At 71.9% G+C, this 21,988-nt stretch carries 21 protein-coding genes; 15 read left to right on the forward strand and 6 right to left on the reverse strand.

From position 1 onward, the window contains the following. Positions 1-10: 10 nt before the first annotated feature. Genes ACS3YM_RS14125 through ACS3YM_RS14135 form a run of 3 tightly spaced genes read right to left on the reverse strand, consistent with a single transcriptional unit; the run spans position 11 to position 3,296 of the window. Positions 11-1,174, reverse strand: coding sequence for an ABC transporter permease (locus ACS3YM_RS14125; RefSeq protein ID WP_439937066.1), 1,164 nt, complete (start codon positions 1,172-1,174; stop codon positions 11-13). Continuing rightward, the gene (locus ACS3YM_RS14130; protein ID WP_439939894.1) at positions 1,171-2,346 is read right to left on the reverse strand and encodes an ABC transporter permease; all 1,176 of its coding nucleotides are present in this window, start codon (positions 2,344-2,346) and stop codon (positions 1,171-1,173) included. The genes ACS3YM_RS14125 and ACS3YM_RS14130 overlap by 4 nt, the downstream gene beginning before the upstream one ends. 11 nt (positions 2,347-2,357) lie before the next feature. Next, the gene (locus ACS3YM_RS14135) at positions 2,358-3,296 is read right to left on the reverse strand and encodes an ABC transporter ATP-binding protein (protein WP_439937067.1); all 939 of its coding nucleotides are present in this window, start codon (positions 3,294-3,296) and stop codon (positions 2,358-2,360) included. A 339-nt stretch (positions 3,297-3,635) separates the two neighbouring features. Between ACS3YM_RS14135 and ACS3YM_RS14140 the strand changes: the two genes are divergently transcribed. Continuing rightward, positions 3,636-6,608 (forward strand): M14 family zinc carboxypeptidase, encoded by a 2,973-nt coding sequence (locus ACS3YM_RS14140; RefSeq protein ID WP_439937068.1) that lies wholly within the window; start codon positions 3,636-3,638, stop codon positions 6,606-6,608. Between the two features lie 25 nt (positions 6,609-6,633). Here ACS3YM_RS14140 and ACS3YM_RS14145 read toward each other — a convergent pair whose 3' ends face one another. Next, on the reverse strand, positions 6,634-8,154 hold the full coding sequence (locus ACS3YM_RS14145; RefSeq protein WP_439937069.1) for a PucR family transcriptional regulator: 1,521 nt from the start codon (positions 8,152-8,154) through the stop codon (positions 6,634-6,636). A 153-nt stretch (positions 8,155-8,307) separates the two neighbouring features. On the opposite strand from ACS3YM_RS14145, the gene ACS3YM_RS14150 reads away from it, so the two are divergent. The 8 genes from ACS3YM_RS14150 to ACS3YM_RS14185 are packed head-to-tail and all read left to right on the forward strand — an operon-like array spanning position 8,308 to position 16,264. Further along, complete coding sequence (locus ACS3YM_RS14150; RefSeq protein ID WP_439937070.1) at positions 8,308-9,384, forward strand: BMP family protein; 1,077 nt, start codon at positions 8,308-8,310, stop codon at positions 9,382-9,384. Further along, entirely contained in the window at positions 9,381-10,952 is a 1,572-nt protein-coding gene (locus ACS3YM_RS14155; protein WP_439937071.1) for an ABC transporter ATP-binding protein, read from the forward strand. Before ACS3YM_RS14150 ends, ACS3YM_RS14155 begins: the two co-directional genes overlap by 4 nt. Next, positions 10,949-12,016: an ABC transporter permease gene (locus ACS3YM_RS14160; protein ID WP_439937073.1), complete on the forward strand. Its 1,068-nt coding sequence runs from the start codon at positions 10,949-10,951 to the stop codon at positions 12,014-12,016. The genes ACS3YM_RS14155 and ACS3YM_RS14160 overlap by 4 nt, the downstream gene beginning before the upstream one ends. Continuing rightward, entirely contained in the window at positions 12,013-12,912 is a 900-nt protein-coding gene (locus ACS3YM_RS14165) for an ABC transporter permease (RefSeq protein ID WP_439937074.1), read from the forward strand. Before ACS3YM_RS14160 ends, ACS3YM_RS14165 begins: the two co-directional genes overlap by 4 nt. A gap of 15 nt (positions 12,913-12,927) precedes the next feature. Continuing rightward, positions 12,928-13,377, forward strand: coding sequence for a nucleoside deaminase (locus ACS3YM_RS14170; protein WP_439937075.1), 450 nt, complete (start codon positions 12,928-12,930; stop codon positions 13,375-13,377). A gap of 51 nt (positions 13,378-13,428) precedes the next feature. Continuing rightward, positions 13,429-14,316 carry a hypothetical protein gene (locus ACS3YM_RS14175; RefSeq protein WP_439937076.1) on the forward strand — a complete coding sequence of 296 codons (888 nt, stop codon included), beginning with the start codon at positions 13,429-13,431 and terminating at the stop codon, positions 14,314-14,316. Then, positions 14,313-15,080, forward strand: coding sequence for a phosphatase PAP2 family protein (locus ACS3YM_RS14180; RefSeq protein WP_439937077.1), 768 nt, complete (start codon positions 14,313-14,315; stop codon positions 15,078-15,080). The genes ACS3YM_RS14175 and ACS3YM_RS14180 overlap by 4 nt, the downstream gene beginning before the upstream one ends. Then, complete coding sequence (locus ACS3YM_RS14185; RefSeq protein WP_439937078.1) at positions 15,077-16,264, forward strand: alcohol dehydrogenase catalytic domain-containing protein; 1,188 nt, start codon at positions 15,077-15,079, stop codon at positions 16,262-16,264. The genes ACS3YM_RS14180 and ACS3YM_RS14185 overlap by 4 nt, the downstream gene beginning before the upstream one ends. A 29-nt stretch (positions 16,265-16,293) precedes the next feature. Here the strand turns inward: ACS3YM_RS14185 and ACS3YM_RS14190 are convergent, their stop codons facing one another. Continuing rightward, complete coding sequence (locus ACS3YM_RS14190) at positions 16,294-17,586, reverse strand: DUF222 domain-containing protein (protein WP_439937079.1); 1,293 nt, start codon at positions 17,584-17,586, stop codon at positions 16,294-16,296. A 267-nt stretch (positions 17,587-17,853) separates the two neighbouring features. On the opposite strand from ACS3YM_RS14190, the gene ACS3YM_RS14195 reads away from it, so the two are divergent. The 6 genes from ACS3YM_RS14195 (at position 17,854) to ACS3YM_RS14220 (ending at position 20,481) form a co-directional block, all read left to right on the forward strand. Then, a complete protein-coding gene (locus tag ACS3YM_RS14195) occupies positions 17,854-18,504 on the forward strand; it encodes a nucleoside/nucleotide kinase family protein (protein WP_439937080.1) in 651 nt (216 codons plus the stop codon). Positions 18,505-18,602: 98 nt separating this feature from the next. Then, positions 18,603-18,965 carry a hypothetical protein gene (locus ACS3YM_RS14200; RefSeq protein ID WP_439937081.1) on the forward strand — a complete coding sequence of 121 codons (363 nt, stop codon included), beginning with the start codon at positions 18,603-18,605 and terminating at the stop codon, positions 18,963-18,965. Between the two features lie 106 nt (positions 18,966-19,071). Beyond that, complete coding sequence (locus ACS3YM_RS14205) at positions 19,072-19,440, forward strand: hypothetical protein (RefSeq protein WP_439937082.1); 369 nt, start codon at positions 19,072-19,074, stop codon at positions 19,438-19,440. 34 nt (positions 19,441-19,474) lie between these two features. Next, entirely contained in the window at positions 19,475-19,864 is a 390-nt protein-coding gene (locus tag ACS3YM_RS14210; RefSeq protein WP_439937083.1) for a DUF2237 family protein, read from the forward strand. Between the two features lie 57 nt (positions 19,865-19,921). Continuing rightward, positions 19,922-20,239 carry a hypothetical protein gene (locus ACS3YM_RS14215; protein WP_439937084.1) on the forward strand — a complete coding sequence of 106 codons (318 nt, stop codon included), beginning with the start codon at positions 19,922-19,924 and terminating at the stop codon, positions 20,237-20,239. Continuing rightward, positions 20,206-20,481 (forward strand): hypothetical protein, encoded by a 276-nt coding sequence (locus ACS3YM_RS14220; protein WP_439937085.1) that lies wholly within the window; start codon positions 20,206-20,208, stop codon positions 20,479-20,481. Before ACS3YM_RS14215 ends, ACS3YM_RS14220 begins: the two co-directional genes overlap by 34 nt. 86 nt (positions 20,482-20,567) lie before the next feature. Here ACS3YM_RS14220 and ACS3YM_RS14225 read toward each other — a convergent pair whose 3' ends face one another. Then, positions 20,568-21,932, reverse strand: coding sequence for an FAD-binding oxidoreductase (locus tag ACS3YM_RS14225; protein ID WP_439937086.1), 1,365 nt, complete (start codon positions 21,930-21,932; stop codon positions 20,568-20,570). Positions 21,933-21,988: the final 56 nt, after the last annotated feature.

Genomic DNA, 21,988 nt, shown 5'->3' on the forward strand with positions numbered 1-21,988 from the left:
GGACCGTGCGTCACATGGCCTTCGCCAGGCTCCGGCGCAGCGACCATGCGCCGAGCGAGACCAGCAGGACGGCCATCGCGGCGAGCACCCCGAGGTTCGGCAGCACGTCGACGAGGTTCCCGCCGCGCCGCTGGATCTCCGCGAAGGCGTCGTAGGCCCACGCGTGCGGCGTGAGGTCGGCGATCCGTCGGATGGTGTCGGGGAAGAGCTCCAGCGGCAGCATCGAGCCGCCGAGCGCCGCGAGCACCAGGCCGAGGCCGACGCCCAGCCCGCCGGCCGCTCCCTCGTTGTCCAGCAGCGTGCCGAGCAGGATCGCCGCGCCGGAGGCGACGAGGCTGAAGAGCAGCAGGACGAGCAGGGACAGCGGCAGGTTGCCCCAGTCGACGCCGAAGAGCACGCTGGAGGCGAGCATGATGTAGCCGCCCTGGAAGAGCCCGATCGCCCACCGCCCGAGGACCTGGCCGGCGACGAGCTGGCCGGCGGTCATCGGTCCGGCGAGCATCCGCGCCACCACACCGAGTCGACGCGCCTGGATGAGGGTGGCGGAGCCGGCGAGGCAGCCGAGGAAGACGAAGAGCAGCAGCTGCCCGGACGCCCCGAAGTCGAACTGCCCGAGCCCGGCGAACTCCTTGCTCAGCTCGTCGACGTAGGCCACCTCCAGCTGCGGGGCGCTGACGTCGCGTGCGGCCGCGGCGAGCGCGTCCTGCGCCCGGTCCACAGGCACGCCGTGCGCCTCGAGCGCGAGCGCCCGGCTGCGCTCCGCGCGCAGCGCGTCGACCGCGGTGCGGACCTCCTGCTCGACGACCTGCGCGTTGCTCGACGAGCCGCGAACGACCTCGAGGGTCACCGCCTCGCCCGCGTCGTACGCCGTCGCTGCCGCACCGTCGACGCGGACGGCCACGTCGAGCCGGCCACGGGCCAGGAGGGCGAGCGCGTCGTCCCACCCGGGGTCGGTGACCACGATGTCCTCGTCCTCGAGCTGGGCGACCAGCCCGGCCTGCAGGGAGGTCTCGGCCCCGCTCACCGCGACCCGCCCCGCACGCGCCCCCTCGCCGAACTGCAGCCCGATCATCAGCACCAGCAGGAGGGGGAAGACGAAGACGAAGAAGAGGTTGGAGCGGTCGCGCAGGAAGAGGCGGAGCTCGGTGCCTGCGACCGTGAGCGCGTTGGTCATGACAGCGCTCCCCGGTCCGGCACGAGCCGCGACGCAGCCAGCATCAGCGCGCCGAAGCCGAGCATGATCGCCACGGGGACGCCGATGTCGGCCAGCCCGCCGCCGCCCGACGTGGTGCCGAGCCCCCGGAGCAGCGCGGCGACCGGGTTGAGGTCGATGACCCGCGACAGGAGACCGGTCGCGCTGACCGGGAAGAACGCACCGCCCCCGATGCCGAGCACGAGCGCCACGATCGACGTCGCGATGCTCGCCTGCTCGCTGGTGCGCGCGACCCGCACGATCAGGAACATCACCGACGTCCCGGCCGCCGACGCGCACAGCACGAGGACCACGACGGCCGGTAGCGACCCGAAGTCGGCGTCGAAGAGCGCGCTGCCCAGCGCCAGCAGCACGCCGGTCGCCACCACGCCGAGGACGAAGCTGACCAGCGCCTTGGACGCGACGACCACCCAGCCCGGGATCGGCATCGACCGCAGCCGCGCGAGGGCGCCGGACTCGCGGTCGACCAGCAGTCCCGCCACACCGAAGCTCACCGTGAAGAGCAGGAACAGCCCAGCCTGGCCGGCCACCAGTGACGCGCCTGCCTCGAGCTGCTCGTCGGAGGCCCGTCCACGCGTGAGGTCGTACGCCGGACCGCCGGTCGTGGCCTGCTCGACGACCGCGCCCAGCTCGTCGTGGCTCACTCCCTCGGCGAGCGCCGCCCGCGCCGTGACGGCGCCGGAGGCGAGCTCTCCCAGCAGGCCGTCGACCACCGACAGCACGATGTCTGCCTCGATGCCGGCCTCGTCGCCGCGGACCGCCTCGACGGTGACCGCCTCGCCGGCCCGGACGGCCGCACCGAACCCGGCGGGCACGATCAGCGCGATCGCGGCGTCGCCGTCCTCGACCTGCCGCCGTCCGGTGGCCTCGTCGACCGCCTCGACCGTCACGACGAGCTCGTCGGCGCCGTCGAGGTCACGCACCACCGCCGTCACCACCTGGGCGAGGTCGTCGCCGGCGGGTGCGCTGATCGCGACCGCCACCGGCGCGATGTCGAGGTCCTCGGTCGTGCCGAAGACCAGGTTGAAGACCGTCATCAGCGCCATCGGCACGACCAGCGCGAAGATGATCACCGACCTGTCGCGGATCCGCTGCCGCAGGTCGGAGGCCGTGAGGGTGAGGAGCTGGCGCATCTCGGTCACCGCTAGTCCCTGAGGCCCTTCCCCGTGAGGTGCAGGAAGACCGACTCCAGGTCGGGCCTCGAGATCTCGACGTCCGAGAGCACCACGCCGTACGACGTCGCGGTCCCGACCACCTGCGCGACGAGGGCCGGCGCGTCCTTGACGGTCAGCGTCGCCGAGCGCCGTTCGGTGTCGACGCGTTCGACCCCGGGGATGAGGCGCAGCTCCTCGGCGGCGGCCCCTAGGTCGCCGCTGCCGCCGAGCCGGATCGTGTCGGTGCCGCCGGTGAGCCGGACCAGCTCGTCGCGGGTGCCCTCGGCCTGCAGCCGACCGGAGTCGATGATGCCGATGCGGTCGCAGAGCCGCTCGGCCTCCTCCATGTAGTGCGTCGTGTAGAGCACCGCCATCCCCTCGACCGACAGCGCCTCGACCGACTCGAGGATCGCGTTGCGCGACTGCGGGTCCACCCCGACGGTCGGCTCGTCGAGGATCAGCAGCGTGGGTCGGTTGAGCAGGCCGATGCCGATGTTGAGCCGGCGCTTCATGCCGCCGCTGTACTCCTTGCTGCGGTCCTTCGCGCGGTCGGCGAGGCCGATCAGCTCGAGCACCTCGTCGACCCTGGCCCGGAGCTCGGCCTTGCGCAGGCCCTGCAGCCTGCCGAAGAGCGCGAGGTTCTCCCGGCCGCTCAGCTCGGGGTAGATCGCGAGCTCCTGCGGCACCAGCCCGACGTGCCGCTTGGGCTCGGTGGTGCGCGGCGTCATCGCCTGCCCGGCCACCGTCACGCTCCCGGCGTCGGCGGCGATCAAGCCGGCGACCATCGAGATCGTCGTCGTCTTCCCGGCCCCGTTGGGCCCGAGCAGGCCGTACGTCTCCCCCGGTGCGATGCGGAACGACACGTCGTCCACCGCCACCAGGTCACCGAACCGGCGCACCAGCGACTCCACGACCAGCACGTCTGCCACGGCGACCGCCTCCCCTCCCCTCCACGCTAGGGAGCGTCCCCAGGTCGTGGGAGGGGCAAATGTCACGACCGGGACGACCCGGACGTCACGTCCTGCGAGGACCCGCGGGCACGAGCGCCATCGACGTGCGGTCTTCCCGACGACGCCGCACGGTGGCATTGTGACGCGCATCACACTCGCTCTCGGGAGGGTCCTGCCATCCGAAGAGTCCTGTCCGCATCCGTCGTCGCCGTCGCCGTCGCGGCGCTCGGTGTCGGTGTCGCTCCGCCGTCGTCGACGTCGGCCCCGCCGGCGGCCCCGCAGCAGGACCAGCCGCTCGACGCCTGGACGGCGACCGGGGTGACGGACGCGCAGCTGCGCACGCTGGCCCGCCGGGGCTACGACCTGCAGGAGGCCCACCCGACCGGCAACACCAGCGAGGTGTCCCTGGTCCTGACCGCCGACGAGGCCGACACGCTGCGTGCGGAGGGCATCGACGTACGCCTCGCACGGGTCAAGGGCGGCAAGACCGTGCGGCAGTTCGCCGCCGCCGAGGCCAGGAACGGCTACACCGTCTGGCGCTCGTACGACGAGCCCGGCGGCTACCGCGACCAGCTCGTGGCAGCCGCCAAGGCCTACCCCGGCGTGACGAAGCTCGTGAACCTCGGGAAGACCCACCAGGGCCGCGACATCCTGGCCCTCAAGGTGACGCAGGGCGCCCGCGGCCTGAAGGACGGCTCCCGGCCGGCGGTCATCTTCAGCTCGACGCAGCACGCGCGAGAGTGGATCGCCCCGGAGATGACGCGCCGGATCATGAACACCTACCTGCAGCGATGGGCCGCCGACGACGAGCCGACCAAGAAGCTGCTGCAGAGCACCGAGCTGTGGTTCTTCCCCGTGATGAACCCCGACGGCTACGAGTACACCTTCACCGACGAGCGGTTGTGGCGGAAGAACCTGCGCGACAACAACGGTGACGGCATCACCCAGGTCGGCGACGGCGTCGACCCCAACCGCAACTTCCCCTCGCACTGGGGCTACGACAACGAGGGGTCGTCCGACATCCCCTCGAGCGAGACCTACCGCGGCCCGTCGCCCGCCTCCGAGCCGGAGACCAAGGCGGCCATGAGGCTCTTCGACATGGCCAAGGCAGAGTTCATGGTCAACTACCACTCCAACGGCCGGTGGCTGCTCTACAACGACGGCTGGCAGATCGGCACCCCGACCGCGGACGACCCGATCTACTACGCGCTCTCGGGCAACCTCGACCGGCCGGCCATCAAGGACTTCCACCCCGGCCTGTCGTCCGACGTCCTCTACGTCACCAACGGCGAGGTCGACGGCTATGCGCAGGAGGCCACCGGCACCCTCGCGTGGACGCCGGAGCTCTCCCCCGGCTGCCCGGGGTGTGGCTTCGTCTTCCCCGACGACGAGCAGCTCGTCCAGGCCGAGTTCGAGCGCAACCTGCCCTTCGCGGAGTCCGTGGCCGACTCCGCGACCGACCCGAGCAACCCGAAGTCCTCGCTCGGCATCAAGACCAAGCCGTTCTACCTCGACTCCGAGGACGCCTACAAGAGCGGCCTGCCGAGCGTGCAGCTGAGCTTCACCAAGTCCTACGGCGACCCGCAGCCCGTCGCCGTGCTCGCCAGGCGCAGCCTCGGTGCCGTCACCGCGAAGTGGAAGGTCAACGGCGGTGCGACGAAGTCGGCGCCGACCAAGGAGTGGGCCGGCGGCGAGAAGTACGGCATGACGTCGACGCACTACCACCAAGTGCGTGGCGTGGTCACCGGCACCAACCCGGGTGACTCGGTCGAGGTCTGGTTCGAGGGCGGTGGGCAACGGAGTCCGTCGTTCACCTACAGGGCCGTCTCAGAGTCGACCAACCGCGTCCTGGTCGTCGCGGCCGAGGACTACACGGGAGCGTCCCCGCCCCAGCCCGCAGGCGGCCCGTTCTACGTCGACTCCTACCTCGAGGCGATCCGCGCCAACGGTGAGGACGCCGACGTGTGGGACGTCGACGGCAACGGCCGCACCGCGCCTGACGCGCTCGGTGTGCTCAGCCACTACGACGCGGTGGTCTGGTACACGGGCAACGACGTCGTGACCCGCACCGCCGGACGCGGCGCCGGCAACGTCGACCGGCTCGCGCTCGACGAGATGCTGGAGATGCGCGCCTACATGAACGAGGGCGGCAAGGTGCTCTACACCGGCAACCAGGCCGGCTCGCAGTACACCGGCAACGTCGGCACGCAGCGCTACGACCCGCAGGGCACGATCGCCTGCAACCCGTTGCCGGCCGGGATCGACCCACGTCGCTGCCTCGCGCTGCGCGGGTCGGGCGACGGCACCAACGACGTCCTGCAGTACTGGTTCGGCGGCTACCTCCAGATCGCCGGCGACGGCCTCGACGACGGCGGCAACGCCTACGGCGTGACCGGGATCGACGACCCGTTCGTGGACCTCGACTGGGGGCTCAACGGCCCGGAGTCGGCGGACAACCAGACCGCCACGTCGTCGTTCATCTCGACCAGCGGCATCCTGCCGGCGGAGCAGTACCCGCAGTTCGAGAGCTGGCCGTCGGCACGCTTCGACAAGCCGGGCGGCCCGTTCGACCCGCACACGGGCGAGCAGTACGCCTACAGCCAGATCGCCGACGTGTCCTACAAGCGGCTGACCAGGACCGTCACCGTCCCGGCCGGCGGCGGCAGCCTCGACTTCTGGACGTCGTACGACACCGAGGCGGGCTGGGACTACCTGTTCGTCGAGGCCCGCACGCCCGACGGCAACGACTGGACGACGCTGCCCGACGCCAACGGCCACACGACGACGGCCACCGGCGACAGCTGCGCGGCCGGCTGGCGCGAGCTGCACCCGCAGATGGACCACTACCAGACCTACGACGAGGCCACCGAGACCTGCACCCCGACCGGGTCGACCGGCACGTGGAACGCGGCCTCCGGCAGCTCCGCCGGCTGGCAGGACTGGTCGGTGGACCTCGGCGCCTGGGCCGGGAAGTCGGTGGAGGTCTCGATCACCTACGCCAGCGACTGGGGCACCCAGGGGCTCGGCACCTTCGTCGACGACGTCACCCTGCCCGACGGCACGTCGACGTCGTTCGAGTCCGGGCTGGACGGCTGGTCCGTCCCCGGCGCCGCCACCGGCAGCGCCGCGAACGCCAACGACTGGGAGGTCACCAGCTCCAGCGGCTTCCCGGTGGGTACGACGATCACGACCCCGCGCTCGCTCCTGATGGGCTTCGGCCTCGAGGGCATCTCGACCCCGGCCGAGCGCGAGGCGGTGATGGGCAGGGCGCTCGACCACCTGCTGGACTGAGCCGCTCGCGGCGCCCGCCCACCGGTCAGCGTGGCCGGTGGGTGGGTGCCGACGACCGCATCCGCCAGGTGACCAGGGCGAGGTCCAGCGCCGTACGTCGTTGCCGGTCGTCGGGGGCCAACCCGCCCAGCAGCCTGCTGATGCGCTCCAGCCGGGCGTACATGGTCTGCCGCCGGATGCCGAGCGCCGCCGCGGCGGTCGTCTTCGAGAGCCCGGCCTCGAGGTAGGCGTCGAGGGTGCGCACCAGCTCCGACCCGGTCCGCGCGTCCTGCTCCAGCAGGGGCCCCAGCTGCTCGTCGACGAACCGCTCCAGCTCGGCGTCGGCCACGACGCCGGACAGCAGGTTGTAGACGCCCAGGTCGCTGGCCAGCACCAGCCGTGAGCGCAGGCTCAGCTTCGTCGCCAGCGTCGCCGCCTCGAGGGCCTGGGGCACCGACCTCGCGAGGCCCGTCACGTCACCCACCGTCGGGCCGGCGGCCATCAGGCTGACCGAGCCGCCCACGGTCGCGCGCAGCTCGGCGTCGATGGACTCCAGCAGGCCGGTGAGCCGCTCGCGGAGCTCGGCGAAGGGCAGGCTGGCGGCGATCAGGACCTCGCCGTCCACCTCGGCCGCCGCGCAGGTGTCCAGCACCCGGCGCGCCGCGTGGACCACCGCCTCGGCCCCCGTCCGGCCCGACGTCAGCGTGGTGGTCCTGACGACCAGCGCCAGCAGCCGCTTCCCGGGCTGGGCGGTGAGCCCGAGGGCGGAGGCGCGCTCGACGATCTCGGCACCGGAGACGTACCTGCCGGCCGCGAGGTCGCGGAGCAGGGCGGCCGCAGCGGTGCGTGGCGTGACGACGGTGGCGCGACTGTGGGCGAGCGCCACCGCCAGCGAGCCGGCGCACAGCTCGACGAGGCGCGCCCGGTCGTGGCCGACCTCGCTGACCACCAGCCGGGCCCACGGCCCGGTGCCCACCCCGACCTCCCAGGCGTCGTCGGCCCCGACGACGTCGGCCCCGGCCAGGAGCGCACCGTCCGCCGCATAGAGCCCGACCGGCCCGCCGCAGAGCGAGGCGACCCGGTCCACCAGCGCGGGCAGCCCGGCGCCGTCGACGAGCAGCCTGTTCAGCTCGGCAGTGGCCCGCTCGAGGGTGCGGAGCTCGTCGACCTGGTGGTCGAGCAGCAGCGGGTGCACCGTCTCCGTCACCTCGATGAACGGCACGACACCGTGGAGGACGACCAGGGGCAGGGCGTGCTGCGCCGCGGCCGCGACCAGGGCCACGGGAGGCCTGGTGAAGGTGCGCCCCAGCTCCAGCAGGAGGGCGGCGACGTGCTTGCTCGCCAGGGACCGTACGTAGACCTCGGTGGCCTCGGCGGAGGCGCCGACCAGGCCGAGCCCCGTCGTCAGCAGGACCTCCCCACCGCGCAGCAGCGGCCAGATCTCGTAGATCTCCGACGTGTGCACCCACCGGACGGGGCGGCGGTCGAGGTCGCCACCGACCAGCACCTCGGGCCGGGCCTCGCCCAGCACCGGCAGGTCGAGGAGGTCCTGCACCGTCACGGCCATGCCGACATCATGCTGCTCGCGGTGCCACCACAGCGACGAAGTGTGCTGTTGTTACCGCTTCGAAATGACGTATCGCCCCTTGTCGCTCGCGCGGTCCGGGCGGTTCACTGCTGGCACAGGCTCCCGACAGCCCCGGACCACGTGGAGGCACCCATGCGCACCCCGTCAGCTCGCACCCGCACGCACCGGCTGCTGGCCGGGGTCGCGGCGGTCACCTTGACCCTCCTCGCCGCGTGCGGCGGCACGACGGGCGAGGAGACGTCGGGCGGCAGCGGTGGAGGGGACGGCGGCGGCGAGGACCTGCCGCTCGTCTACGGCGTCTTCGCCACGCCCCTCGAGGAGCCATGGGACGGCGCCATCCACACCGCGCTGCAGAGCGCGGCCGACGACGGGACGATCGAGTACAAGCACGTCGACAACGTCAACACCGCCGACGCCATGGAGCGCACCCTGCGCAACATCGCTTCCAGCGAGGAGCCCGACGCGATCATGGGCGACGCGTTCGCCGCGGAGGAGGCCGTGCGCAAGGTCGCGGCCGAGTTCCCCGACATCCCGTTCGCCTTCGGATCCGGCGAGAAGCCGGTCGAGCCCAACATGAGCGTCTTCGACAACTGGCTGCAGGACCCGGCGTACCTGGCCGGGATGCTCGCCGGAGGCCTGACGAAGAGCAACACCATCGGGGTCGTCGGCGCGATGCCCATCCCCGAGGTCAACCGCATCGTCAACGCCTTCGTCCAGGGCGTGAAGGAGACCAACCCGAAGGCCACGGTCAAGGTCTCCTTCATCAACACCTTCTTCGACCCGGCCGCTGCCAAGCAGGCCGCCAACGCACAGGTCGCGGCCGGCGCGGACGTGCTGTTCGCCGAGCGCGACGGCGTCATCGCCGCTGCGCAGGAGGCCGACATCCCGGTGATCGGCATGATGGTCGACCAGCAGGAGGAGGCCCCGAAGAACGTCGTCACCTCCCTGATCTGGCACATGCGACCCACCGTGGACGCGGTGGTGGAGCAGGCCACGAGCGGCCCCGAGGCCGTCGACCTGGGCGAGTACTCATTCATGAAGGACGGCGGGAGCGAGCTCGCGCCGATCAACACCGACGTCGTCGGCGGCGTGCCGGACGACCTGAAGAAGAAGGTCGAGGACAAGCAGGCCGAGATCATGGACGGCTCCTTCACCACCCCGGTGGACGAGTCGGCGCCGGCCGGCTCCATCGACGTCTCCAAGAAGTGAGCAGCGCTGCGCCACTCCTCGAGCTCGACGGCGTCACCAAGCGCTTCGGCGACCTGGTGGCCAACGACGCCATCAGCCTCACGGTGGCGCCGGGCGAGGTCGTGGCGATGCTCGGGGAGAACGGCGCCGGCAAGTCGACGCTGATGAAGACCGTCTACGGGCTGGTACGTCCCGACGCGGGCGTGGTCCGGGTGGAGGGTCGGGCGCTGACGCTCCGGTCCCCGCGTGACGCCATGGCTGCGGGGATCGGGATGGTCACCCAGGAGTTCTCGCTCGTCGAGACCATGACGGTGCGCGAGAACGTCGCCCTGTCCGGGGTCGGTCTCGGCCGCGTCGACGTCCGCCGGCACCGGGCCCGCGTGGAGGAGGCGATGGAGCGCATCGGGGTGCACCTCGAGCCGGAGCGCCTGGTGTCGACCCTCTCGATCGGCGAGCGCCAGCGCGTCGAGATCGTCAAGGCGCTCTTCCACGACTGCAAGGTGCTCATCCTCGACGAGCCCACGGCGGTGCTGACCCCGCAGGACGTGCGGGCCCTCTTCCGGACGGTCGAGCGGCTCAAGGCAGCGGGCCTCGGCGTCCTCTTCGTCTCCCACAAGCTCCGCGAGGTCGCCGAGATCTCCGACCGCGTCGTCGTGCTGCGCCGGGGCACGCTCGTGGGCGAGCGGGTCACCTCCGAGGTCAGCAGCAGGGAGCTGGCCGCCCTGATGATGGGGTCGACGGTGCCCGACGCCGCGGTGGCGGCGGACTCGGACCTCGCCGCAGCGGTGGGGCTCACGCCGGCCGCGCCGGCCCCGGAGGCCACGACGACGTCCGTCGAGGCCTCTTCCACCCCCGCGCTGCGCGTGGACGGCGTGACCTACGAGGTGCGCGGCTACCCGGTCCTCGACCGGGTCGACCTGGAGGTGGCGCCGGGCGAGATCGTCGGCGTCGCCGGGATCAGCGGCAACGGGCAGACCGAGCTGACCGGCGTGCTCGCCGGAACCCTCGCGGCCGGCGCCGGCCGCGTGGAGGTGGCGGGCCGCGACGTGACGCACCGCTCGGTCGCCGAGCGACTGGCTGCGGGGCTCGGGCGGCTCACCGAGGACCGCCGTGGCAGCGTGATCCCCCAGCTCAGCGTCGAGCAGAACCTCGTGCTGGAGGACCTGCCCGCGTTCACCCGTCGCGGGGTCCTCGACAACGCCGCCATCCGCCGGCACGCCGAGGAGCTGATCGAGCGGTTCGACATCCGGGCACGGCCGAGCGACGCGATCGCGACGCTCTCGGGGGGCAACATGCAGAAGGTCCTGCTGGCGCGCACCCTCTGGCGCGAGCCGCGGGCGCTCGTCGCGGCCCAACCCACGCGCGGGCTCGACGTCGGCGCCTACCGCTACGTGCACGACCAGCTGGAGACCCTCAAGGCGCGCGGTGGTGGCGTGCTGGTGATCTCGGAGGACCTCGACGAGCTGCGCACCCTGTGCGACCGCATCCTCGTCCTCTTCCGCGGCCGGATCATCGACGAGGTGGCGGCCACGGAGGCCACCGACGACCGGCTCGGCAGGATGATGGCCGGCGACGAGGTGCACGCATGATGCGCGTCGTGCTGCGCGGCAGCGAGCCGCGCTGGGTCGCCCCGGTGGCGATCCTGCTGGCCGTGCTGGCGACGATCGCACTCACGGCCGTGCCGATCCGCATCGCCGGCGCGAACCCGCCCGCGGCGTTCGAGCGCTACCTCCTCCAGCCCCTCAGCTCGACGCAGGGGATCTACGAGGTGCTGCTGTCCGCGACGCCGCTGCTCTTCACCGGCATCGCGGTGGCCATCGCCTTCCGCGCCGGCTACTGGAACATCGGCGCCGAGGGCCAGTTCCTCATGGGCGCCGTGACGACGACCTGGCTGGCGCTGAGCCTCCCCGACCTCCCCGCCGTGCTGGCCCTTCCCCTGGGGCTGCTGGCCGGGTGCCTCGGCGGAGCCGCCTGGAGCCTCCTGCCGGCCCTGATGAAGCGGCACGGCCGCATCGACGAGGTCGTCACCACGCTCCTGCTCAACCCCGTGGCCCTGCTCGTGGTCCAGGGCCTGCTCAACGGGCCGTGGCGCAACAGCGAGAGCGGGTTCACCGACTCCGACCGGTTCGGGAGCGGCTACGACCTGCCCGAGATCGTGCCCGGCACCCGCGTGCACTGGGGGTTCGCGCTCGCACTGGCGCTCATCGCCGTGACGTGGTTCGTGTCCAGCCGTACGCCGGTGGGGCTCAGGCTGCGGGCCGCGGGTGCGGCGCCCGACGCGGCCGCCTTCAGCGGCGTACCGGTCGACCGGCTGCGCTTCCGGTCCGCACTGGTGTCCGGCGGCATCGCCGGGGTCGGCGGTGCCTCGCAGGTGATGGGCGTCCAGCACCAGCTGACCCAGGGGATCTCCAACAGCTACGGCTACACCGGCATCGTCGTGGCGACCCTCGGCGGCCTCACAGCGCTCGGCGTCGTACTCGTCGCGCTGCTGCTCGGCGACATCACCGTGGGCGCCGAGAGCGTCTCGCTCGTGCTCCAGGTGCCGACCCAGCTGGGGCGCATCTTCGGCGCGCTGCTCATGCTGGCCGTGCTGTCCGCGCTCAGCTGGCGCCGGTACCGCATCCAGTGGCGCCAACCCAGGAGCACCGCATGAGCATCAACCTCCTGGCCGTGCTCGGCGCCATGCTGACCATCGCCACTCCCCTCGTGTGGGCCGGGATCGGCGAGCAGGTCGTGGAGAAGACCGGCGTCCTCAACCTCGGGATCGAGGGCACGATGTATGCCGGCGCCTTCGCCGGCTTCCTCGTCGCGCTGCGCACCGGGTCGCCGTGGTGGGGCCTGCTCGCGGCCATCGCCACCGGAGTCGTCGCCGGGGTGGTGATGGGCCTCCTCACGGTGACGCTGGGCCTCAACCAGCACGTCTCGGGGCTGGGTCTGACGCTGCTCCTCATCGCCTCCTGCGAGTTCACCTTCCGCATGCTGTACGCCGGTGGGCGCCCCCAGCTGGACGACAAGTTCGACGTCTGGCTGCCCGACGTGCCGGTGCTCGAGCAGCACTGGTTGACGTACGTCGCCTTCCTCGTGCTCGCGCCGGGGACCTGGTGGGTGCTGCGCTCGACGGGCCTGGGCTACCGGCTGCACGCGGTCGGGGAGAACTTCGAGGCCGCCGAGGTGGCGGGGATCTCGGTGAACGCCACCCGCTACGGCGCGCTCGCGGTCGGCGGCGCCTTCATGGCGATCGGGGGCGCGTTCCTCACCCTGGCCGTCCTCGGGAGCTTCACGCTCAACATCATCAACGGGCGCGGCTGGGTGTGCATCGCGCTCGTCATCTTCGCGAAGTGGCGGGTGTGGCCCGTCGTGCTCGGCGCACTCATCTTCGCCGTCACCGACGCCCTGCAGCTCCAGCTCGCGATCACCACGGCGTTCAGCGACGTCCCGCGCGAGGTGATGCTCGCGCTCCCCTACGTGGCGGTGATCACCGCCCTGGCCGTCTGGGGCCGCAAGGTGCACTACCCGGGGTCCTACCTCAAGGCCTACCGGCGTGCCTGACACGAGGAGCTGTCCATGACCGACGAAGAACTGCTCGCCCTGGCGATCGCGGAGGCCCGGGCCGGCGCGGCCGAGGGCGGGATCCCGATCGGGGCGGCCCTCGCCGAGGGCGACCGCGTGCTCGGTGTCGGGCACAACCGGCGCGTGCAGATGGGCAGCGCCATCCGCCACGGCGAGACCGACTGCCTGGAGAACGTCGGCCGGCTGCCGGCGAGCGTCTACGCCGGCTCCACCATGGCGACGACCCTGTCGCCGTGCGACATGTGCACCGGCGCGATCCTGCTCTACGGCATCCCCCGCGTCGTCATCGGTGAGAACTCCACGTTCTACGGCGGCGAGGACTACCTCCGCTCCCGCGGGGTCGAGGTGGTCGTCGTCGACGACGAGGAGTGCAAGGAGCTGATGCGGCAGTTCATCGCCGCCAACCCCGAGCTCTGGAACGAGGACATCGGCGAGTCCGCCTGACCGTCCCTCCGAAACGCCGCGCGGCCGACGCCGGAGTCCTACGCTCGCAGCATGGTGCTGAAGCGGCGCCCGGACGGGACCTACGTGCGCGACCTCCCGCCGCTGCGCCGCGTGGTGCCCCACGTCATGCGCACCCGCACCGAGTCGATCGTCTACTTCCAGCAGCGCATCGAGGTCGACGGACTCCTCGCCTGGCTCGACGCCACCAACGCGGACCGGTCGCGCGGCGAACGCGTCACCCTCTTCCACGTCTTCCTCACCTCGATCGCCCGCACCATGCGGCTGCGCCCGGAGACCAACCGGTTCGTCGCCGGCCGCCGCACCTACCAGCGCGAGGACATCTCGATCTCCTTCGTGGTCAAGCAGGGCATGAGCGACGAGGCCGAGGAGTCCGAGGCCCGCATCGTGCTGACCGGCACGGAGTCCGTCGAGGACGTACGCCGCCTCGTCGACGACGTCGTGCATCGCGAGCGTGCGGCGGTGGAGCGCGGCGGCGACGACCGCCTGGTCGACTTCTTCTCGTCCTGGCCGCGACCGGTGCTGGCCGGCGTCGCCGGTGGGATCCGCTGGCTCGACTACCACAACCTCGTGCCGCGAGCCCTCGTCGAGGCGATCCCGCTCTACACCAGCGTCTACGTCGTGCACGCCGGTTCGATCGGCATCGACCCGCCGTTCCACCACCTCTACGAGATGGGCACCGCGAGCGCCTTCGTCTCGATCGGCAAGGTCGCGCCGCAGCCCGTTGTCGACGACTCCGGCGCGGTGGTGGCGAGGCGGTGCCTCGACGTCGTCTACACCCTCGACGAGCGCGCGGCCGACGGCTTCTACTTCGCGAAGACGGCCGAGGTGATCCGACGCCTGGTCGCGGAGCCCGACCTGCTGGCCGATCCCGCGCTCACGGTCGAGCAGGTCGTCCCGGTCTGGCCGCCCCGGCGATGACGTCGCTGCTCGTGCGCCGCGCCCCCGGCGCGGTCGGCGTACTCATCGAGCTCGGGGTCGTCGGCGTCGCGCTGCTGGTCAACGTCCTCGTCCGGTGGCTCACCCTCGACGACGTCGACGTCGCGGTGGCCCACGCCCACTCCCTGCTCGCGCTGCAGGAGCGGCTGCACCTCGACTGGGAGCACGCGGCCCAGGACGCCGTCGAGGCCGTGCCGTGGCTGGGCAGCGTCGCGGCCTGGTTCTACGTCTGGGGCTACCTGCCCGTCGTCGCGCTCGCGCTGGTCGTGCTGTTCGTCTGGGCACCCCGCGACTACGCCCGCCTCCGCAACGCCCTGCTCGCGGCCGGCATCGTCGGCCTGCCGGTCTACGTCCTCTACCCGCTCGCGCCGCCACGCCTCACCGCCCTGGGCTACTCCGACACCGTCGCGTCCAGCCTCGTCGAGGACGCCGCCCGGCCCGTGGGCATCGCCAACGAGATCGCCGCGATGCCGAGCTTCCACGTCGGCTACCTCGTCATCGTGTGCGCGGTCGTCTGGGGGCTCTCCCGCTCACCCTGGGTGCGGGTCTGGTGCGCGCTCCACCCGCTCGCCATGTGCTGGGTCGTCCTGGCCACCGGCAACCACTGGGTGCTCGACCTGCCGGCGGGCTTCCTGCTCGCCGCGGTCGGGCTGGCCGCCGCTCGCGCCGTCTCTCGCATGACCCCAGCCCGGTCGGGTACGGAACGACCTTCATCACTCTCGAGCGAAGGCGGTTCATCACGATGAAGGCAGTCACCTGGCAGGGCGTCCACGACATGCAGGTCACCGAGGTCCCCGACCCGCGCATCGAGGAGCCGACGGACGCGATCATCAAGATCACCTCCACCGGCCTGTGCGGCTCCGACCTGCACCTCTACGAGACCCTCGCGCCCTTCATGGAGGCCGGCGACGTCGTGGGCCACGAGCCGATGGGCATCGTCGAGGAGGTCGGCCCCGGCGTCAGCAAGCTGAAGGTGGGCGACCGCGTCGTGGTGCCGTTCAACGTGTGCTGCGGCTCGTGCTGGATGTGCGACCGAGGCCTCTACAGCCAGTGCGAGACCACGCAGAACCACGAGCACGGCACGGGCGCCAGCTTCTTCGGCTACAGCAAGCTCTACGGCCAGGTCCCGGGCGGCCAGGCGGAATACCTGCGCGTCCCCTTCGCCGACTTCCTGCCGGTCAAGGTGCCGCACGAGCACGCCGACGACCGGTTCCTGTTCCTCTCCGACGTCCTGCCCACGGCGTGGCAGGGGCTGCAGTACGCCGACGTGCCCGACGGCGGCACGCTGCTCGTCCTCGGCGGCGGCCCCATCGGCGACATGGCGGCCCGCATGGGCGTACGCGCCGGCCACCGCGTGTTCTCCGTCGATCGCGTGCCCGAGCGGCTCGCCCGCGTCGCGGCGTTCGGCGCCGAGCCCCTCGACCTCGACGATGCCAACGAGGTCGGCGGCGTCGGCGACGTCGTCCGCGAGGCCACCGGCGGCCGCGGCCCGGACGCTGTCATCGACGCGGTCGGCATGGAGGCCCACGGGTCCCCCGGCGCCACCGCTGTGCAGAAGGCCGTCGGCCTGCTGCCCGACGCCATCGCGGAGCCGATGATGAAGAAGGCCGGGCTCGACCGCCTCGCCGCGCTGCACACCGCCATCGACGCTGTACGCCGCGGCGGCACCATCTCGATCTCCGGCGTCTACGGCGGATCCGCCGACCCGATGCCGATGTTCCAGCTCTTCGACAAGCAGGTCCAGGTCCGGATGGGGCAGGCCAACGTGCGCCGCTGGACCGACGAGCTGCTCGCGATGCTGATCGAGGACGACCCGTTCGGCGTCGACGCCTTCGCCACCCACCATCTCGCGCTCTCCGAGGCGCCCGCCGCCTACGAGCACTTCCAGAAGAAGGAGGAGGGCATGGTCAAGGTGGTCTTCCAGCCCTGACGATCACCCCTGTGCCGGCTCCTTGCGGCCTATCTGCGTCGGTGGAAGCGGAAGTCCCCGTTGGGGAGACGTTCGACCAGGTACTGCGTGTCATGGAACCGGTGGTGGTGATGACTGCAGGCCAGGACGCCGTCGTCGATGTCGGTGCGGCCTCCGAGCTCCCACGGATGGAGGTGGTGGGCCTCGCACCAGTCGGCGGGGATGTCGCAGCCCTCGGCGCGACACGTCCTGTCGCGCACCGCCATCGCCAGGCGCTGGGTGGCGTTGTAGAGCCGGCGTGCGCGGCCGAGGTCGAGAGGGAGGCTTCCACCTCCGAGGACGGCCGGGATGATCCTGGCGTTGCACGCGAGCCGGCGGGCCTCCGAGGCAGAGATCCGGTCTCCGGTGAGGTCGTCGCCGAGGACCAGTCCCGACCCGATGAGGTCGGCCGCGGCCAGCTCGGCTCGCAGCGCGTCCAGCGGGATCGTCACGATCACGCTCGTGGCGTTGCCTCCGTGGATCGGGAGGCGGCCCGCGTCGACGGTCTCGAGGAAGGCGACGAACGCCTCCCCCATCCTGCGCGGGCGGGCGAGCCGGGCGACCGGGTCGTGCGCGGTCGGGGTGCCCGCGTCGCAGCGCTGGTCGGCATGGTTGTCGACGGGCGTACGACGCGGGTTGGCGTGCGCCTCGAGATAGCTCGCGAACCTCGTCGCGGCCGCATCCGGCACGATCGAGGAGATGCGGGTCGTGCCGTCGCCGAGCCGGCGCATCGTCAGGCGCGTGCGCTCCGCGGCGTGCGCCTCGAGCTCGGCCAGCCGCACCCCCTCGGCGGCCTCCGCGACCTCGGGAGCGACGACGTCGAGGATGCGGCGACCGATCCGTCCGAGCTCCTTCGGGCCGAACTCCCGCGCCCGCTCGACCAGGTGCGCCTCGGCCTCGGCGACGGTCTGGGCGTCCACCCCAGTGGGCAGGGCGCTGAGGGCGCGGTCGATGACGTGCGCCTGGGCCAGGGTGACACCGCCTTCGCGCATGGCAGCCGCCAGTCGCTGGCGGTCCCGGTCCAGCGCCTCGGCCAGCCGGAGGTCCGCGCGGGCGTCGGCGTACCTCGTGCGCGTGTGGTGCGCCAGCCAGCCCGCCGCGTCCTTCGCCGCGGTGCCTGCGGCGAGGTCGCCGGCGTCGGCGAGGATCCGCAGCCGGAGCTCGACCAGCTGCCCCTCGGCAGCCACCAGGTCCTGCAGTGCGGTCGCCTTCTCCTCGACCGACATGAAGGTCGGATTGGCGTCGGCAACCGCCTTCAGCGAGGACCGGACGTCGGACGCAGCAGCCACCATCGGGTGGGTCACGATCTGGCCTCCTCACGACGACGGGTCCAGCGCGCGCGTGCGCAGCTGATCAACGGTCGTCGCTCCTGGAGGCCCCAGCAGGGGGGCAATTACATGACCCTCGCAACTCGCCCCACGAGCCAGGGTTTGGCGCACTGGTGACTTGTCCTGGTGGCCCTGATCTGGTGGAACGTCCTCCCAGCCTAGGCGACTGTAGGCACTATTCGCAAGAGTCTTCGACCACCTGTGGAGCGTCGCCGTTGGCGGCATGACCACTACCCTCACGACATGCGCGCTCCCGCACCATCCGCCCTGGTGGACCGCGCCGTGGCACTCCTGGACGAACCAGGCCGGGTGATCCTCGGCATCACCGGTCCGCCGGGCGCCGGCAAGTCGAGGCTGGTTGAGCTGCTTCTCCCGCGACTGCGTGACGCGCTCGGCCCGGACGCCGTCGGCCACCTGCCCATGGACGGCTTCCACCTCGCCGACGTCCAGCTCGACCGGCTCGGTCTGCGCGAACGGAAGGGCGCACCCGACACGTTCGACGTCGACGGTTACGTCGCGGCGCTCCGGCGCCTGCACGACGAACCCGACCGCACTTTGTACGTCCCCGGCTTCGAGCGCGACCTCGAGCAGCCCGTCGCCGCCGCCCTCGCGATCCCACCGTCCGCGCGGCTGGTCGTCACGGAGGGCAACTACCTCCTGCTGCCCGACAGCAGCTGGGAGCGCGTACGCCCCCTGCTCGCCGAGGCCTGGTACGTCGACGTCGCCGACGACGTACGCCGGGAACGCCTCGTCCGCCGGCACGAGCAGTTCGGCAAGACGCCCGACGCCGCCCGCGCCTGGGTCGCTGACGTCGACCAGCCCAACGCCGAGCTCGTGGCCGCCACCCGCGACGCGGCTGACCTCGTCGTACCACTTGCTGCGGTGGTCGAGTAGCCCGCCCTTTCTTCGGTGGTCGAGTAGGCGAGGCACGAGCGGGCGCATCGAGACCCAAACCCCGTCGCCGGCAGCCCCGCCGTAGGAGGATGCACGCCATGACCGCACGCCGCCTCGCCGCCGTGCTCGCGATGGCGGCCTGCCTCAGCGGGTGCCCCGCGAGCGACGACGGGACCGCCCTGCTCCTCAACAAGACCGGGCACGACGAGCTCAGGATCTTCGTCCTTGACGGCGCCGGCCGCCCGCTCACCGATGCGGCGCTGGATCCGGCCTTCCGGTTCGACACGCAGTTCACCGATCGCGAACGGCAGTGCCTGGTCGACGGGGACGGGTCGTTCGAGGTGCGCGACTCGCAGGGCACCGTGCTGGTCGAGCACGACTTCGCCGACCGCGCCGTGTGCGAGCACGACGAGCTCGAGCTCACCCGCGACGGTGACCTCGTCTGGCTGGACACGCACTAGCCGGCATCGTGCTGACCCCATGCGGTCGTGCGCGGTCGCGTCGCCATCGCGCGCGCACCCCTCTTCGGGGGTGGTCCACCGTGCGAGCCGGAGGGACCGTGGAGACATGGCTGTGACGAGCTTCCAGGACCTGCCCCTCGCCGACCGCGACCACGACTGGGACGGCGACGCCGCCGAGAAGCGCGTACGCCAGTGGGCGGGCGCCGACGACGAACCGAACGAGAAGTACCGCGACGCCCACGTCTGGTACGACGCGGACAAGAAGGACAACTTCACCGCCTACAAGCTGCTCATCGCCGACGTCGTCGACGGCAAGCTCCGCGCCATCCCGCGCGGAGTGATGGCCGCCGGCAACGTCATGGTCGGCGGGCGCGGCGGTGTGGACATGCCCTCGAAGGATGTTGATCGCGCGAAGAGCCACCTCGCGAAGTACTACGAGAAGATGGGCGACGAGGCTCCCTGGGAACGCGACTGATCCGATCGTTCCAGCGGTCGTGGATGATCGGCCCATGAGCGAGCGCAACGTCCTGGGCGGCGACCTCGAGCCCTGCGGCAACGACCCCGTCACCGGCTTCTACCGCGACGGCACGTGCACGGTCGGCCCGCAGGACGTCGGCCTGCACGCCGTCTGCGCCGTCATGACCGAGGAGTTCCTGACCCACCAGGCCTCGGTCGGCAACGACCTCTCCACGCCCCGCCCGGAGTGGCAGTTCCCCGGCCTCGTCCCGGGTGACCGCTGGTGCGTCGTCGCCGTCCGCTGGCTGCAGGCGTACGAAGACGGAGCTGCGGCGCCGGTCGTGCTCTCCGCGACGTCGGAGCGCGCGCTCGACGTCGTACCGCTCGAGCTGCTGCAGGCGCACTCGGTCGACGTGCCGCCCGACCTCAGCGCGTTGGACTGAGGCCCTCTTCGCGCTTCGTGCGTGCGCATCGACCGATCGGTCCGACAGGATGCGCCCGTGCGCATCGGAACCTGGAACCTCGACGTCTGGCTGCTGACCGAGGTCGACGAGCGGACGACCCTGCCCGGCTACTCCGTACATCTCTCGGGAAGCGCGATGGCACCTCGGCGCCGCTGGGCTGCGGTCGCCAGCCGGCTGCCGATGGCGTCGGCCCCGGACCCGCACCCGGCGAGCGCGCAGGCACAGGTCGGCGCGACGACGTACGTCAGCTCGGTGCTGCCTTGGCGCAGCTGCGGCTCCCGCCCACCGTGGGTCGGCGAGCGTCACGCCGAGAAGACCGCGTGGTGTGGGGCGGGGACTGGAACCACGCCCTGACCGGGAAGGAGTACGCCGGCTCGACGGGCGGCCGCGCGGCGATCGAGAGCGCGCTCGGCGAGCTCGGCCTGGTGGTCCCCACGGCCGATCTCCCGCACCGGATCGACGACCTCCTCACCATCGACCACGTCGCCGTGCCGAACGGCAGTGTCGGCGAGGCGACCCGCATCGTCGCGGAGAAGGACGGCAAGCGCCTCTCGGACCACGACGCCTACCTCGTGCGCACATCGATGGTCGAGTAGCCGCGAGGAACGAGCGGCGTATCGAGACCCAGACACACCACGACTCGTGACCCCCACCAACCAGGGGGCCACGAGTCGCAGGGGGATCAGCCGAGCACGCCGCCGATCGTCATCACGCCGTCCGGGTCGTACGTCCGCCGCGCCCGCCGCAGCCGAGCGAGCGTCACCTCGTCGTAGGCGTCGACGTACTCCTCCGGGGTGAACGTGAAGTTCGGCAGCCGGTTCCCGCCCACCCACGGCGCCATCGCGTCGAGGATCGCGGCGGCGTGGTCCTCCACGCCGGGGATCTCCGAGATGCCGACGATGAGCAAGGAGTACGCCGCAGCCCGCGAGGCGAAGGCGGCCGGGTGCTCACCGGGCCGGGAGAAGGCCCCGCCGAGCTGGCGTACCTCCACCAAGATCTGCGGCGATGCCACCCCAGGACCGGTGAGGGCGAGCAACGCGGCGGCCGCCTCGGCAGGGAAGGAGGTGAGCACGTGGCCCGCCTCGTAGGCCGGGGTCGGGTCGAGCGGGTCGGTGTGGACCGAGTCGATCGCGGTGTAGGGCTTGTCCGCCACGTCGTCGAGGATCACCGGTGCGGCGGCCCGCATCGCGGCGAACCAACGCTCCCCGTCCTCGGCCGAGCCGGTCCACACGAAGCGGATCGACAGCGTCAGCTTGCCGGCCAGCATGGGCGGCACCCCTTCCATCTCCGGCAGCTGGAAGAGCGCGAAGGACGTGGTGCCCTCCTCCGGCAGCTCCTCCGACCAGGCGCGCCAGGCCTCGATGACCGCGGGAGCGTCCGCGCCGTCGAACCACAGCGAGCCGCCGTAGAACCGCGGCTGCCGCACCAGGTCGAACTCGATCGCCGTGACGATGCCGAGCATCCCCTTGCCGCCCCGCAGGGCGAAGAAGAGCTCGGGGTGCTCGGTCGGCGTGACCCTCCGCAGCACGCCGTCGCCGGTCACGACCTCGATGGCGCGCACCTTGTCGATGGCGAGGCCGTAGGTGCGGGCCATCGGGCCCAGGCCGCCGCCCGTGGTGTAGCCGACGACGCCGACGTCGGTGATCGATCCCGACAGCGGCGCGAGACCGTGGGGCGCGGCGGCCTCCACGACCTCGAGCCACTTCACGCCCGCCCCGACGCGGGCCCAGCCCTCGGGGTGGACGACCACCTCGTCGAGCTCCTTGGTGGTGACCAGGAGCTCGGTGGTCAGGGCGGCCATGGGGCCGTGGCCGGTGGCCTGCGGGGTGACGCGAATGCCGTGGCGGGCCGCGAACTGCACGGCCTCGACCACGTCCTGGGCGTCGAAGGCGGCCAGCACGGCGGCCGGCCGGACCGGGATGGCGAGGTTCCACGGCGAGACGAGGGCGTCGTACGCCCTGTCGCCGGGGACCGCGACGGTGCCGATCGTGAGTGCGTCCAGCTCCGCGAACTGTACGGCTGCGGGGCTGGTCTGTGCGATGGTCATGCGTTCCTCCGGGTGGTCTTTCGTGTCGTCGTTGACGAGACGAAGGTGCACCCGGA

It is taken from the genome of Nocardioides sp. N13(2025), assembly GCF_051912545.1.
Classification (GTDB): Bacteria; Actinomycetota; Actinomycetes; order Propionibacteriales; family Nocardioidaceae; genus Nocardioides.

Coding starts and splice junctions, on each gene's coding strand:
- ACS3YM_RS14125 (WP_439937066.1), bottom strand. CDS start 1,174: ATGACCAACGCGCTCACGGTCGCAGGCACCGAGCTCCGCCTCTTCCTG.
- ACS3YM_RS14130 (WP_439939894.1), bottom strand. CDS start 2,346: ATGCGCCAGCTCCTCACCCTCACGGCCTCCGACCTGCGGCAGCGGATC.
- ACS3YM_RS14145 (WP_439937069.1), bottom strand. CDS start 8,154: ATGGCCGTGACGGTGCAGGACCTCCTCGACCTGCCGGTGCTGGGCGAG.
- ACS3YM_RS14150 (WP_439937070.1), top strand. CDS start 8,308: ATGCGCACCCCGTCAGCTCGCACCCGCACGCACCGGCTGCTGGCCGGG.
- ACS3YM_RS14160 (WP_439937073.1), top strand. CDS start 10,949: ATGATGCGCGTCGTGCTGCGCGGCAGCGAGCCGCGCTGGGTCGCCCCG.
- ACS3YM_RS14165 (WP_439937074.1), top strand. CDS start 12,013: ATGAGCATCAACCTCCTGGCCGTGCTCGGCGCCATGCTGACCATCGCC.
- ACS3YM_RS14170 (WP_439937075.1), top strand. CDS start 12,928: ATGACCGACGAAGAACTGCTCGCCCTGGCGATCGCGGAGGCCCGGGCC.
- ACS3YM_RS14175 (WP_439937076.1), top strand. CDS start 13,429: ATGGTGCTGAAGCGGCGCCCGGACGGGACCTACGTGCGCGACCTCCCG.
- ACS3YM_RS14180 (WP_439937077.1), top strand. CDS start 14,313: ATGACGTCGCTGCTCGTGCGCCGCGCCCCCGGCGCGGTCGGCGTACTC.
- ACS3YM_RS14185 (WP_439937078.1), top strand. CDS start 15,077: ATGAAGGCAGTCACCTGGCAGGGCGTCCACGACATGCAGGTCACCGAG.
- ACS3YM_RS14195 (WP_439937080.1), top strand. CDS start 17,854: ATGCGCGCTCCCGCACCATCCGCCCTGGTGGACCGCGCCGTGGCACTC.
- ACS3YM_RS14200 (WP_439937081.1), top strand. CDS start 18,603: ATGACCGCACGCCGCCTCGCCGCCGTGCTCGCGATGGCGGCCTGCCTC.
- ACS3YM_RS14205 (WP_439937082.1), top strand. CDS start 19,072: ATGGCTGTGACGAGCTTCCAGGACCTGCCCCTCGCCGACCGCGACCAC.
- ACS3YM_RS14210 (WP_439937083.1), top strand. CDS start 19,475: ATGAGCGAGCGCAACGTCCTGGGCGGCGACCTCGAGCCCTGCGGCAAC.
- ACS3YM_RS14225 (WP_439937086.1), bottom strand. CDS start 21,932: ATGACCATCGCACAGACCAGCCCCGCAGCCGTACAGTTCGCGGAGCTG.